The 12,451-nt window shown below is 63.9% G+C and carries 12 protein-coding genes; 11 read left to right on the top strand and 1 reads right to left on the bottom strand.

Features of this window, described 5'->3' with window-relative positions:
- Positions 1–5: 5 nt before the first annotated feature.
- On the bottom strand, positions 6–1,607 hold the full coding sequence (locus tag AAFG16_RS43340; protein ID WP_051378230.1) for a DEAD/DEAH box helicase: 1,602 nt from the start codon (positions 1,605–1,607) through the stop codon (positions 6–8).
- Positions 1,608–2,088: 481 nt separating this feature from the next.
- Between AAFG16_RS43340 and urtA the strand changes: the two genes are divergently transcribed.
- The 11 genes from urtA to ureC all read left to right on the top strand — a co-directional run bounded on the left by urtA (position 2,089) and on the right by ureC (position 12,337).
- A complete protein-coding gene (gene urtA / locus AAFG16_RS43335) occupies positions 2,089–3,411 on the top strand; it encodes an urea ABC transporter substrate-binding protein (RefSeq protein ID WP_283082280.1) in 1,323 nt (440 codons plus the stop codon).
- 82 nt (positions 3,412–3,493) lie between these two features.
- Complete coding sequence (gene urtB / locus AAFG16_RS43330) at positions 3,494–5,101, top strand: urea ABC transporter permease subunit UrtB (protein WP_283082279.1); 1,608 nt, start codon at positions 3,494–3,496, stop codon at positions 5,099–5,101.
- Complete coding sequence (gene urtC / locus AAFG16_RS43325) at positions 5,098–6,264, top strand: urea ABC transporter permease subunit UrtC (RefSeq protein WP_283082278.1); 1,167 nt, start codon at positions 5,098–5,100, stop codon at positions 6,262–6,264. Before urtB ends, urtC begins: the two co-directional genes overlap by 4 nt.
- A gap of 4 nt (positions 6,265–6,268) precedes the next feature.
- The gene (gene urtD, locus AAFG16_RS43320) at positions 6,269–7,030 is read left to right on the top strand and encodes an urea ABC transporter ATP-binding protein UrtD (RefSeq protein ID WP_283082277.1); all 762 of its coding nucleotides are present in this window, start codon (positions 6,269–6,271) and stop codon (positions 7,028–7,030) included.
- A gap of 3 nt (positions 7,031–7,033) precedes the next feature.
- Positions 7,034–7,729 (top strand): urea ABC transporter ATP-binding subunit UrtE, encoded by a 696-nt coding sequence (gene urtE / locus AAFG16_RS43315; protein ID WP_027561193.1) that lies wholly within the window; start codon positions 7,034–7,036, stop codon positions 7,727–7,729.
- A gap of 34 nt (positions 7,730–7,763) precedes the next feature.
- Entirely contained in the window at positions 7,764–8,594 is an 831-nt protein-coding gene (locus AAFG16_RS43310; RefSeq protein WP_342735121.1) for an urease accessory protein UreD, read from the top strand.
- A gap of 23 nt (positions 8,595–8,617) precedes the next feature.
- A complete protein-coding gene (locus AAFG16_RS43305) occupies positions 8,618–8,920 on the top strand; it encodes an urease subunit gamma (RefSeq protein WP_007605424.1) in 303 nt (100 codons plus the stop codon).
- Between the two features lie 133 nt (positions 8,921–9,053).
- Entirely contained in the window at positions 9,054–9,359 is a 306-nt protein-coding gene (locus AAFG16_RS43300; protein ID WP_026202067.1) for an urease subunit beta, read from the top strand.
- Between the two features lie 157 nt (positions 9,360–9,516).
- A complete protein-coding gene (locus tag AAFG16_RS43295) occupies positions 9,517–10,056 on the top strand; it encodes an HD domain-containing protein (RefSeq protein ID WP_283082274.1) in 540 nt (179 codons plus the stop codon).
- Positions 10,057–10,076: 20 nt separating this feature from the next.
- A complete protein-coding gene (locus tag AAFG16_RS43290; protein WP_342735118.1) occupies positions 10,077–10,625 on the top strand; it encodes a hypothetical protein in 549 nt (182 codons plus the stop codon).
- On the top strand, positions 10,622–12,337 hold the full coding sequence (gene ureC, locus AAFG16_RS43285) for an urease subunit alpha (protein ID WP_342735116.1): 1,716 nt from the start codon (positions 10,622–10,624) through the stop codon (positions 12,335–12,337). The genes AAFG16_RS43290 and ureC overlap by 4 nt, the downstream gene beginning before the upstream one ends.
- The last annotated feature ends 114 nt before the right edge of the window (positions 12,338–12,451 follow it).

The raw sequence follows: 12,451 nt of genomic DNA, 5'->3' as shown, positions 1-12,451 counted from the left end.
GACGGCTAGTGCGAATGAGGATTGCGGTTCGGTCGACCGGCGGGACGACTCTCGCGGCGCAAAAAGGCAACGCCTTGTATTCCATCAGGCTTGCCTGCGCTATGCGCGGGACGCTGTTCCGACCGATCGGTTGGTGAGGAGTTCATCTTACCACCGGAACCGCGGCGACGGCGAGACCCCTTGGAGGCCTTGTGGCCTTCACCGGGCCTGCCATCAACAGGTCTGCCCTCGACATGGCGTCCTTCGCCGGGCCGTCCGTCGACATGCCGTCCTTCGCCCTGCCTGCCGGCGCTGTGGTGTCGGCCGTCGGCATGCCTTTCGTCGGTACGCCGTCCGTCACCGTGCCGTGCGCCCTGCGGACGCTGGCCCGGGCGGCCGCCCGGCCGGCCCTGTCGTTGTTGCGGCGCCGGGGGACCCGCATCGCGGCGGCCGGCGTCGGTGCGAAGATCTTCGCGCGGCAGCGCCACCTTGATCAGCCGCTCGATGTCGCGGAGATAGCTGAGCTCCTCGCCACCGGCGACCAGCGAGATCGCGGTGCCGTCGGCGCCGGCGCGCGCGGTGCGGCCGATGCGGTGGACATAGGTCTCGGGCACGTTTGGCAGGTCGAAATTGATGACGTGGCTGATGCCGTCGACGTCGATGCCGCGGGCGGCGATGTCTGTGGCGACCAGGGTGCGGATCTCGCCGGAGCGGAACTGCGCCAGCGTGCGCTCGCGGTGGTTCTGCGACTTGTTGCCGTGGATGGCGTTGGCGGCGATGCCGGCCTTGGCCAGCGTCTTCACCACCTTGTCGGCGCCGTGCTTGGTGCGGGTGAAGACCAGCGCGCGGTTGATCTCTTCGTCCTTCAGCAGCTTGGTCAGGAAAGCCGGCTTGGCCGAGAAATCGACCTGGAGAATGCGCTGGTTGATCCGCTCGGCGGTCGAGGAGACCGGGGTCACCGCGACGCGGGCGGGGTCGCGCAGCATGGAATCGGCAAGCTCGGCGATGTCCTTCGGCATGGTGGCCGAGAAGAACAGCGTCTGCCGCTTGATCGGCAGCTTGGCGACGATTTTGCGGATGTCGTTGATGAAACCCATGTCGAGCATGCGGTCGGCCTCGTCGAGCACGAGGAACTCAACGCTCGAAAGCTTCAGCCCGTTGCTCTGCACGAGATCGAGCAGGCGGCCTGGGGTCGCGACCAGCACGTCGACGCCCTGCATCAGGGAACGGACCTGTCGGCCCATCGGCACGCCGCCGATGGCGAGCGTCGAGGACAGGCGGATGTGGCGGCCATAGGCGTTGAAGCTGTCGAGGATCTGCCCCGAGAGCTCGCGGGTGGGTGACAGCACCAGGACGCGGGCGGTCTTCGGCTGCGGCTTGATGCGGTTCTCGAGCAGACGATGCAGGATCGGCAGCGCGAAGGACGCGGTCTTGCCGGTGCCGGTCTGGGCGATGCCGACCACGTCGCGGCCGGTCAGCGCCAGCGGAATGGTTTGGGCCTGGATCGGGGTGGGAGTGACGTAATTCTCTTCGCGAAGAGCGCGGGCGATGGGTTCGGCGAGGCCGAAGTCCTGAAACGAAGTCAAAAGACGGGTTCTTTCCATGTCAAAAGCGGACGCCCGGCGCATCTAGCGCGGCGCGCGCAAAAGGGTGTCGAGAAGACACCTGCGTGTTTGGGGTGTCGGATGGCTTGGGAGATATGGGGCAAGCCAGAGGCCCGAAGGGGGCTTAAGAACACGCGGCTCGCTACGACCCCTTTGATTCGCAAGAGGTCTCGGCCGTTCATATGGAACATCGAGGGGGCGCTTTCAAGGCAAGCGCGCCCGAAACAACGATTGCGGTGCAGAAATAGTTATGCCGGAAATTTAGCCAGAAGCCGCATTTTGCTTACAAAATCATCTGCCTGCCGCTTTCGCATACATTTCAATTGCCTGATATTTAGGCGATATGACTGCGGCGAAACTTCGATTTCTGATGATTTTCCAAGCAATAACAAAAGCTTGATGGGTGCCTCAAGCATGGCATGGTTCTTGCGATTCCGTTAATCGCAGGCGGCCGTGGGGCCGTTTCGCAGCGTATTCACGCCTGCGTCAGGGAGACGAGACAATCATGTTTAGCAAATCCACTCACGATATAGCGGCATCATTCAGCCGCCGCGGCGTGCTCGCCGCGACCGCCGGCCTGATGCTCGGCCTGGCTTCCATTTCCGGTGCGAAGGCCGCGGACGACACCATCAAGGTCGGCGTGCTTCATTCCCTGTCCGGCACCATGGCCATCAGCGAAACCACGCTGAAGGACACGATCCTCTTCCTGATCGACGAGCAGAACAAGAAGGGCGGCGTGCTCGGCAAGAAGCTCGAGGCCGTCGTCGTCGACCCCGCTTCGAACTGGCCGCTGTTCGCCGAGAAGGCCCGCGAGCTGATCACCAAGGACAAGGTCTCGGTCGTGTTCGGCTGCTGGACCTCGGTGTCGCGCAAGTCGGTGCTCCCGGTGTTCAAGGAGCTCAACAACATCCTGTTCTACCCCGTGCAGTACGAGGGCGAAGAGTCCGAGCGTAACGTGTTCTACACGGGCGCTGCGCCGAACCAGCAGGCGATCCCCGCCGTCGACTATCTGATGAAGGACGAGAAGGTGAAGCGCTGGGTGCTCGCCGGCACCGACTACGTCTATCCGCGCACCACCAACAAGATCCTGGAAGCCTATCTGAAGTCCAAGGGTGTCGCCCAGGAAGACATCATGATCAACTACACGCCGTTCGGTCATTCCGACTGGCAGACGATCGTGGCCGACATCAAGAAGTTCGGCTCGGCCGGCAAGAAGACCGCGGTGGTCTCGACCATCAACGGCGACGCCAACGTTCCCTTCTACAAGGAGCTCGGCAACCAGGGCATCAAGGCCAAGGACATCCCGGTCGTCGCGTTCTCGGTGGGTGAGGAAGAGCTCGCCGGCATCGACACCAAGCCGCTGCTCGGCCACCTCGCCGCCTGGAACTACTTCCAGTCGATCAAGTCGCCGGAGAACGAGAAGTTCATCAAGGCCTGGCAGGCCTACACCAAGAATCCGAAGCGTGTGACCAACGATCCGATGGAAGCGCACGTGATCGGCTTCGACATGTGGGTCAAGGCGGTCGAGAAGGTGAAGTCGACCGATCCGGACAAGGTGATCGACGCTCTCCCGGGCATCGAAGCCAAGAACCTGACCGGCGGCACCTCCAAGATGCTTCCGAACCACCACATCACCAAGCCGGTGTTCATCGGCGAGATCAAGGCGAACGGCCAGTTCGACGTGGTCTGGAAGACCCCGGGCCTCGTGGCCGGCGATGCTTGGTCGAAGGAGCTTGACGGCTCCAAGGACCTGATCGGCGACTGGGTCGGCAAGAAGTGCGGCAACTTCAACACCAAGACCAACAAGTGCCTCGGCTCGGGCTCCTGATCCGGATCTGAAGGTTCATTGCACGACGGGAGGAGGCGGCTATTCCGCCGCCTTCTCCCCACTTCTGCCGGGGTGATTCACAGTGCCAACCATTCTGTCCGCACGTCTCTGTTCGTTTGTTCTCTCGCTATTCCTGGTCGCGTTCGCACTGCCGGCCTTCGCCGGTCCGTTCGAGGACGCGGTCGCCAAGTTCGCCAACGACGATTTTTCCGATACCGATGAGGCGATCGGCGTTGTCGCGGCCAGCGGCAACAAGCTGGCGTTCCCCATCATCAGCGCGCTTCAGGACGGCCGCCTCATGGCGGACCCCGACAGCAAGAAGGTTTACGTCACCGACACCGACGGCAAGTCGATCGATGCCGCGACGGGAGAGCCCGTCGCCAGCGTTCCCGACAGCGCGAGCGCGGTGCGTCTCAACAACCGCCTGCGCCGCAGCGTCGACGCCGCGCTCGGCAGCCTGACGCTGCAATCGCCGGACCTAGCGACGCGCCTCCAGGCCGCGCAATCCGTCTTCAAGTCGCACGAGGAGACCGCGCTCGATGCGGTCGATGCCGCGCTCGCCAAGGAGACCAACAAATCCGTCAAGGCTGCGCTCGGCGAAGCCCGCGCGGCGATCCTGCTGTACAAGTCCGATGCCAGCGAGGTCGAGAAGCTCGAGGCGGTCGCCACCCTCAAGGCGCGCGGCGACCAGGAGGCCTTGGCGCTGCTCACCGGCATGGGCGACCAGCCGGCCTCGGTGACCAAGGCCGCGGCCAGCGCGATCAGCTCGATCCAGTCTTCGCTTGCGGTCTGGTCCACGGTGCAGAACGCCTGGTACGGCCTCTCGCTCGGCTCGGTGCTGCTGCTCGCCGCGATCGGCCTTGCCATCACCTTCGGCGTGATGGGCGTCATCAACATGGCCCATGGCGAGATGGTGATGATAGGGGCCTACACCACCTTCGTGGTGCAGGAGGTGATCCGCACGCGTTATCCCGCATTGTTCGACTATTCGCTGCTGATCGCCGTGCCGCTCGCCTTTCTGGTTGCCGGCGCCATCGGCGTCTTGATCGAGCGCAGCATCATCCGTTTCCTCTACGGTCGTCCGCTCGAGACGCTGCTTGCCACCTGGGGCCTGTCGCTGGTGCTGCAGCAGGCGGTGCGTACCATGTTCGGCCCGACCAACCGCGAGGTCGGCAACCCCTCCTGGATGAGCGGCGCCTTCGAACTCGGCCAGATCACCATCACCTATAACCGGCTCTGGATCCTCTGCTTCACGCTCGCCGTGTTCGCGATCCTGCTGGCGATGCTGCGCTACAGCGCGATCGGTCTCGAGATGCGCGCGGTGACGCAGAACCGCCGCATGGCGGCCTCGATGGGCATCGCGACCTCGCGGGTCGACGCGCTCACTTTCGGCCTCGGCTCGGGCATTGCCGGTATCGCCGGCGTGGCGCTGTCGCAGATCGACAATGTCAGCCCCAATCTCGGCCAGAGCTACATCATCGACAGCTTCATGGTCGTGGTGTTCGGCGGCGTCGGCAATCTCTGGGGCACGCTGGTGGGCGCCTTCACGCTCGGCATCGCCAACAAGTTCCTGGAGCCGGTCGCCGGCGCCGTGCTCGGCAAGATCGCGATCCTCGTTCTCATCATCCTGTTCATTCAAAAGCGCCCACGCGGATTGTTCGCGCTCAAGGGCCGTGCGGTGGAAGCATGACCCCTCACATGCTGACCCGATCGCTGGACCGCGGCGCGACCATCTTCCTCGCGATCGTCGCGGCCTGCGGCATCCTCATCCCGCTCTCCAACCTGCTGCTGCCGGCAGGCTCGTTCCTGCAGGTGCCGACCTATCTGGTCGCGCTCTGGGGCAAATATGTCTGCTACGCAATCCTCGCGCTCGCGATCGATCTGATCTGGGGCTATTGCGGCATCCTCTCGCTCGGCCACGGCGCCTTCTTCGCGCTCGGCGGCTACGCCATGGGCATGTATCTGATGCGGCAGATCGGCACCCGCGGCGTTTACGGCAATCCGATCCTGCCCGACTTCATGGTGTTCCTGAACTGGGAGAAGCTGCCCTGGTACTGGTACGGCTTCGACATGTTCTGGTTCGCGGCGCTGATGGTGCTGGTTGTGCCCGGCCTGCTCGCCTTCTGCTTCGGCTGGCTCGCCTTCCGCTCCCGCGTCACCGGCGTGTACCTGTCGATCATCACGCAGGCGATGACCTATGCGCTGCTGCTTGCCTTCTTCCGCAACGACTTTGGTTTTGGCGGCAATAACGGCCTCACCGACTTCAAGGACATCCTGGGCTTCAACGTGCAGGCGGAGGGCACCCGCGCCGCCTTGTTCGCGCTGAGCTGCCTGGCGCTGATCGTGGGCTTCCTGATCTGCCGTGCCATCGTCTCGTCCAAGCTCGGCAAGGTCTTGATCGCCGTGCGCGATGCGGAATCGCGCACGCGCTTCCTCGGCTACCGCGTCGAATCCTACAAGCTGTTCGTCTTTACGGTGTCGGCGTGCATGGCCGGCGTCGCCGGCGCGCTCTACGTGCCGCAGGTCGGCATCATCAATCCATCCGAATTCGCCCCCGGCAATTCGATCGAGGCGGTGATCTGGGTTGCGGTCGGTGGCCGCGGCACGCTGGTCGGCGCTGCGCTCGGCGCCGTCGTCGTCAACTACGCCAAGACGTTCTTCACCTCGGGCGTGCTCGCGCCGTACTGGCTGTTCATGCTGGGTGCGCTGTTCATCCTGGTGACGCTGCTGCTGCCGAAGGGCATCGTCGGCACCTTCAACGCCTGGTGGGACCAGTCGAAGGAAAAGCGCGCCGCGACCACGGCGAGCGCTGCGGCCGAAGACGGCGTCACCCAACCGAAGATGGCGGAGTAACGCGATGAACGTCATGGACACCCGCGCGACTTCCGCGATGCTTTACCTGGACGGCGTGCACGTCTCGTTCGACGGCTTCCACGCCATCAACAATTTGTCGCTGACGCTCGGGCCCGGCGAGATGCGCGCCATCATCGGCCCGAACGGCGCCGGCAAGACCACGATGATGGACATCATCACCGGCAAGACCAAGCCGGACGAGGGCACCGTGCTGTTCGACGGCGTCACCGATTTGACGCGGCTCGACGAGACCCGCATCGCCGAGCTCGGTATCGGCCGCAAATTCCAGAAGCCGACCGTATTCGAGAGCCAGACCGTGCAGGACAATCTGCTGTTGGCGCTCAATGTCGACCACAGCGTCAAGGGCACGTTGTTCTGGCGCGGCAGCAAGGCGGAATCCGAGCGCATCGACAAGGTGTTGGAGACGATCCGCCTCACCGACGCGCGCAACCGCCTCGCTGGCAGCCTCAGCCACGGCCAGAAGCAATGGCTCGAGATCGGCATGCTGCTGGCGCAGGATCCGAAGCTGCTCCTCGTCGACGAGCCCGTCGCGGGAATGACCGACGTCGAGACGCATCTCACCGCCGAGCTCCTGAAAGAGATCAACAAGACCCACACCGTGATGGTCGTCGAGCACGACATGACCTTCGTGCGCGAGCTCGGCGTCAAGGTCACCTGCCTGCACGAAGGCACGGTGCTGGCGGAAGGAACCATCGACCAGGTCTCGTCCAACGAGCGGGTCATCGAAGTGTATCTGGGACGCTGAGCGATGCTTGAGGTCAAGGACATCAACCTGTTCTACGGCGCGGCGCAGGCGCTGCGCGGCGTCTCGATCTCGGCCGAGCCCGGCAAGGTGACGTGCGTGCTCGGGCGCAACGGCGTCGGCAAGACCTCGCTGCTGCGCGCTATGGTCGGACAGTATCCGATCTCGTCGGGCGCGATCGTGCTCGACGGCAGCGACATCACCGGCCTCAAGCCCTATGAGCGCGCCCGCAAGGGCATCGGCTTCGTGCCACAGGGCCGCGAGATCTTTCCGCTCTTGACGGTCGAGGAGAACCTCAAGACCGGCTTCGGCCCGCTCAAGCGCGAGGACAAGCACATTCCGGACGACGTGTTCTCCCTGTTTCCAGTGCTGCAATCCATGCTCGGCCGCCGCGGCGGCGACCTCTCCGGCGGCCAGCAGCAGCAGCTCGCGATCGGCCGCGCGCTGGTGATGCGGCCAAAACTGCTGCTGCTCGACGAGCCGACCGAGGGCATCCAGCCCTCGATCATCAAGGACATCGGCCGCGCCATCTCGTATCTCCGCAACCTCGGCAACATCGCCATCGTGCTGGTCGAACAATATCTCGACTTTGCCTGCGAACTCGGCGACAGTTTTGCCGTGATGGATCGCGGCGCGGTGAAGTTCACCTGCGACCGCTCCAATCTCGACCCGAGCGAGATCAGCCGCCAGATGGCGCTGTAGCCCGGGAATTTGCCGCGACCGGCTGGGGAGGCGGATGCGCAGCGAGCTATCAGTCACATCAGGAGTTTTCGAGGCGAACCGCGCCCGCGGCGCGGTGCGCTTCGACGTGCATGCGCGCGATGGCGTCACGCGGCGCGGCGCCTTGCATGAGTCCGGCTCCTTGCGCGTGCGCTTTCCCTCGCCGGAAGGCGAGGGGCTCTCCGGCGTGTTCGTCAACACGGCCGGCGGGGTTGCCGGCGGCGATCGTTTTGATATCGAGATCTCGGCCGCCGACGCTGCACGTCTGACATTGACCACGGCGGCCGCCGAAAAGGTCTATCGCGCGCCCGGCGCGGCCGCGCAGCTCAATATCGGCTTGAAGGTCGCCGCAGGCGCGCATCTTGCCTGGCTGCCCCAGGAGACGATCCTGTTCGATCGCGCCCGGGTCCATCGCCGTTTCGACATCGAGCTCGACGAGGCCGCTTCGCTCCTGCTTTGTGAAATTGTCGTATTCGGCCGCACCGCGATGGGCGAGCGGATGGAGCAGGGCGAGTTCGTCGACCGCTGGCGGCTACGCCGCGGCGGCAGGCTGGTGTTCGCCGAGACCGTCAGGCTCGACGGCGATATCGGCGCCAAACTTGGTCGGTCCGCCATCGCCAAAGGCGGCGCCGCGATCGGCACGGCGCTGATCGTCCCTGGCGATGAGGCCCTGGTCGAAAAAATCCGCGAGGCCTCGGATTCATTCTCCGGCGAGGTCGGAATCTCCGCCTGGAATGGCTTTGCAATGGCGCGGTTCTGTGCCCAAGATGCGGCGAGTTTGCGCGACGACATGATGGCCGTGCTGGCGCGCACCGGTGCCGCCTTGCCGCGGCTCTGGTTGAATTGATGCGTTGAACGGAAGAGATTTTCATGAACCTGTCTCCCCGCGAAAAGGACAAGCTTCTGATCTCGATGGCCGCCATCGTGGCCCGGCGCCGGCTGGATCGCGGCGTCAAGCTCAACCATCCGGAGGCGATCGCGATCATCTCCGATTTCATTCTCGAGGGCGCGCGCGACGGCCGCACCGTCGCCGAGTTGATGCAATCCGGCGCGCAGGTGCTCACCCGCGACCAGGTGATGCCGGGCATTCCCGAGATGATCCACGACATCCAGGTCGAGGCGACCTTTCCGGACGGCACCAAGCTCGTCACCGTGCACGAGCCGATCAGGTGAGGCGCGACATCGTATCAACGACGTCATGCCCGGGCTTGTCCCGGGCATCCACGACCTTCGAACCAGGTGGCGCTACGTGGATGGCCAGGACAAGCCCGGCCATGACGCGGCGGAGCAAGACGAGGTAGCAGACATGATCCCCGGCGAACTCTTCATCCAGGACGGCGAGATCGAGCTCAATGCCGGCCGCAAGACCGTGACGCTGACGGTCGCCAACACCGGCGACCGGCCGATCCAGGTCGGCTCGCACTACCATTTCTTCGAGACCAACCCGGCGCTGAAGTTCGACCGCAAGAAAGCCCGCGGCATGCGCCTCGACATCGCCGCCGGCACCGCCGTCCGCTTCGAACCCGGCCAGACCCGCGACGTCCAGCTCGTCGCGATGGCCGGCAAGAAGACCATCTACGGCTTCCGCGGCGACGTCATGGGGAAGCTGTGACGTAAGCCGAGATGGGTGCCATGATCTACGGTGAGGTGAGCACGCCGGTCAGGCTCCCTCCCCCCTTGCGGGGGAGGGTTGGGGAGAGGGGTATGCTGTGCACTCCGACGGGAGTGATATGGCATGTTGCGCCCAACGGTCTGGAGGGGCAATAAACATGCTGTCGCCAATCCGCCTCATCTCCGAAGCTGCTGAATTCGCTGCGCGCCGCCACAACGGCATGGCGCGCAAGGGGCGCGGCAACGAGCCCTATATCAATCATCTCGCCGAGGTCGCGAACCTGCTTGCGAGCGCGACCGACGGCGCCGATGCCGAGCTGGTCGCGGCAGGCTGGCTGCACGATGCGATCGAGGACACCGACACCACACGCGAGGAGCTCGCGCAGACATTCTCCGAGCGTGTCGCCTCGCTCGTCGTCGAATGCACCGACGACATGAGCCTGCCGAAAGCCGAGCGGCGGCAGAAGCAGATCGAGGACGCTCCGCACAAATCTCCGGGCGCCAAGCTGATCAAGATCGCCGACAAGGTCAGCAATATCGGCGCGCGGATTCAGTCCGATCCGACCAACGAGGAGCGCGAGGACCTCGCCGACTACACCGGCTGGGCCGAGCAGGTCGTCGCCGGCTGTCGCGGCGGCAATCCATGGCTCGACACCAAATTCGACGATACCGTGAAAGCAGCGAGGGCTTTGCTGTGAGGGCGAGGAAGAATCGAGTTGTGGGACAAGCCTCTGACATCCGTCGGGTTGTCAACTCCCTCGTTCTGAGCCCGTTGATCCTCGGCTGGACCTCCGGCGCCGTCATTGCACATGAAGTCGAGTGGCGTCTGGTAAAACTGACCGGCGACGCGTTGATGCTCTACACGGCGGACACCAACGAGGCGACCGATGCGATCGGCTATTTGCACTTCGAGTGCAAAGCCGGATCCGACCTCGTGAAGGTCGACAAGGACATCAAGGACAAGAGCGAGCGCGCCGCGATTGCCAAACTGGTTCTCGATGATGGCTATCCGACCGTGGAGCTCAGTCCTGGACCTGAGAAATCCTCCCTCGATGCCATAACCAGTTCGGACGCCAGTGGATGGGGTTACAGCTTCCAGATCAGCGCGGATACGCCGGCATTCGACTTGTTTAGGAAGACCGGCATTTTCAAGTTCAAGATCGGCGGTGCTCCAATTCAGGGTGGCATCAAATCCGGCCTCGACAAAATAGCAGAATTTCAATCGGCGTGCCGAAAGCCCTCTGACAGACCAAAGGCTTCAAAATGACATCCAGGATTTCCCGCCGCGTCTATGCCGACATGTTCGGCCCGACCACCGGCGACAAGGTGCGACTCGCCGACACCGACCTCATCATCGAGGTCGAGAAGGATTTCACCACCTATGGCGAGGAGGTGAAATTCGGCGGCGGCAAGGTGATCCGCGACGGCATGGGGCAGTCGCAGGTCACCAACAAGCAAGGCGCGGCGGACACCGTCATCACCAATGCGCTGATCGTCGATCATTGGGGCATCGTGAAAGCCGACGTCGCGATCAAGGACGGCATGATCTCGGCGATCGGCAAGGCCGGCAATCCCGACATCCAGCCCGGCGTCACCATCGTCATCGGACCCGGCACCGACGTGATCGCGGGCGAGGGCAAGATCCTCACCGCCGGCGGCTTCGACAGCCACATCCATTTCATCTGCCCGCAGCAGATCGAGCACGCGCTGATGTCCGGCGTCACCTCGATGCTGGGCGGCGGCACTGGTCCCTCGCACGGCACCTTCGCAACGACCTGCACGCCGGGGCCGTGGCACATCGGGCGGATGATCCAGTCGTTCGATGCCTTCCCGGTCAATCTCGGCATCTCCGGCAAGGGCAACGCCTCGCGTCCCGCTGCGCTGGTCGAGATGATCAAGGCCGGCGCCTGTGCGCTGAAGCTGCACGAGGACTGGGGCACGACGCCGGCCGCGATCGACAATTGCCTGTCGGTGGCCGATGATTACGACATCCAGGTCATGCTGCATTCCGATACGCTGAACGAATCCGGCTTCGTCGAGGACACGATCAAGGCCTTCAAGGGCCGCACCATCCACGCCTTCCACACCGAAGGTGCCGGCGGCGGTCACGCCCCTGACATCATCAAGGTCGCAGGGCTCAAGAACGTGCTGCCGTCCTCGACCAATCCGACGCGGCCCTTCACGCGCAACACCATCGACGAGCATCTGGACATGCTGATGGTGTGCCACCACCTCGATCCTTCGATCGCGGAAGATCTGGCGTTCGCGGAAAGCCGCATCCGCAAGGAGACCATCGCGGCGGAGGACATCCTGCACGATCTCGGCGCGCTCTCGATGATGTCCTCGGACTCGCAGGCCATGGGCCGGCTCGGCGAGGTTATCATCCGGACCTGGCAGACCGCGGACAAGATGAAGAAGCAGCGCGGGTCGCTGCCGCAGGACAAGGGCAAGGACAACGACAATTTCCGCGTCAAGCGTTACATCGCCAAGTACACCATCAACCCCGCGATCGCGCACGGCGTGTCAAAGCTGATCGGCTCGGTGGAGAAGGGCAAGCTTGCCGATCTCGTGCTGTGGTCGCCGGCCTTCTTCGGCGTCAAGCCGGACTGCGTCGTCAAGGGCGGCACCATCGTTGCCGCGCCCATGGGCGATCCCAACGCCTCGATTCCGACGCCGCAGCCGGTGCATTACCAGCCGATGTTCGGCGCCTTCGGCAAGGCGCGCACCGCGTCCTCCGTCGTCTTTACCTCGAAAGCCGCGGTCACCGGCGGCCTCGCGCGAAAGCTCGGCATCGAGAAGAAGCTCTATGCGGTCCAGAACACCCGCGGAAAGATCTCCAAGAAGAGCATGATCCACAACGACGCCACGCCCGATATCGAGGTCGATCCGGAGACCTATGAGGTCCGCGCCGACGGCGAACTCCTCACCTGCGCCCCCGCCGATGTGCTGCCGATGGCGCAGCGATATTTCATGTACTGAAATAGCGGCTCAACGCATGTCCCCGGAACATATCCGGGGACGGCTTTTCGGGTTTTGCGTTCGATCCCGCCTGGTCTAATGTCCCGCCCGGTATCGTAACCTTTTAGAAGAAAA

This window comes from Bradyrhizobium sp. B117, from assembly GCF_038969555.1.
In the GTDB taxonomy this organism is placed as follows: Bacteria; Pseudomonadota; Alphaproteobacteria; order Rhizobiales; family Xanthobacteraceae; genus Bradyrhizobium.
The sequence above is the reverse complement of the archived record's forward strand: the minus strand, read 5'-3'. Positions and strand labels throughout refer to the sequence as shown.

What these genes read in the sequence shown, in the direction of transcription:
- AAFG16_RS43340 (WP_051378230.1), bottom strand. Translation starts at nt 1,607, where the DNA reads ATGCGCCGGGCGTCCGCTTTTGACATGGAAAGAACCCGTCTTTTGACT.
- urtE (WP_027561193.1), top strand. Translation starts at nt 7,034, where the DNA reads ATGCTTGAGGTCAAGGACATCAACCTGTTCTACGGCGCGGCGCAGGCG.
- ureC (WP_342735116.1), top strand. Translation starts at nt 10,622, where the DNA reads ATGACATCCAGGATTTCCCGCCGCGTCTATGCCGACATGTTCGGCCCG.
- urtA (WP_283082280.1), top strand. Translation starts at nt 2,089, where the DNA reads ATGTTTAGCAAATCCACTCACGATATAGCGGCATCATTCAGCCGCCGC.
- AAFG16_RS43310 (WP_342735121.1), top strand. Translation starts at nt 7,764, where the DNA reads ATGCGCAGCGAGCTATCAGTCACATCAGGAGTTTTCGAGGCGAACCGC.
- urtD (WP_283082277.1), top strand. Translation starts at nt 6,269, where the DNA reads ATGAACGTCATGGACACCCGCGCGACTTCCGCGATGCTTTACCTGGAC.
- AAFG16_RS43300 (WP_026202067.1), top strand. Translation starts at nt 9,054, where the DNA reads ATGATCCCCGGCGAACTCTTCATCCAGGACGGCGAGATCGAGCTCAAT.
- AAFG16_RS43295 (WP_283082274.1), top strand. Translation starts at nt 9,517, where the DNA reads ATGCTGTCGCCAATCCGCCTCATCTCCGAAGCTGCTGAATTCGCTGCG.
- urtC (WP_283082278.1), top strand. Translation starts at nt 5,098, where the DNA reads ATGACCCCTCACATGCTGACCCGATCGCTGGACCGCGGCGCGACCATC.
- AAFG16_RS43305 (WP_007605424.1), top strand. Translation starts at nt 8,618, where the DNA reads ATGAACCTGTCTCCCCGCGAAAAGGACAAGCTTCTGATCTCGATGGCC.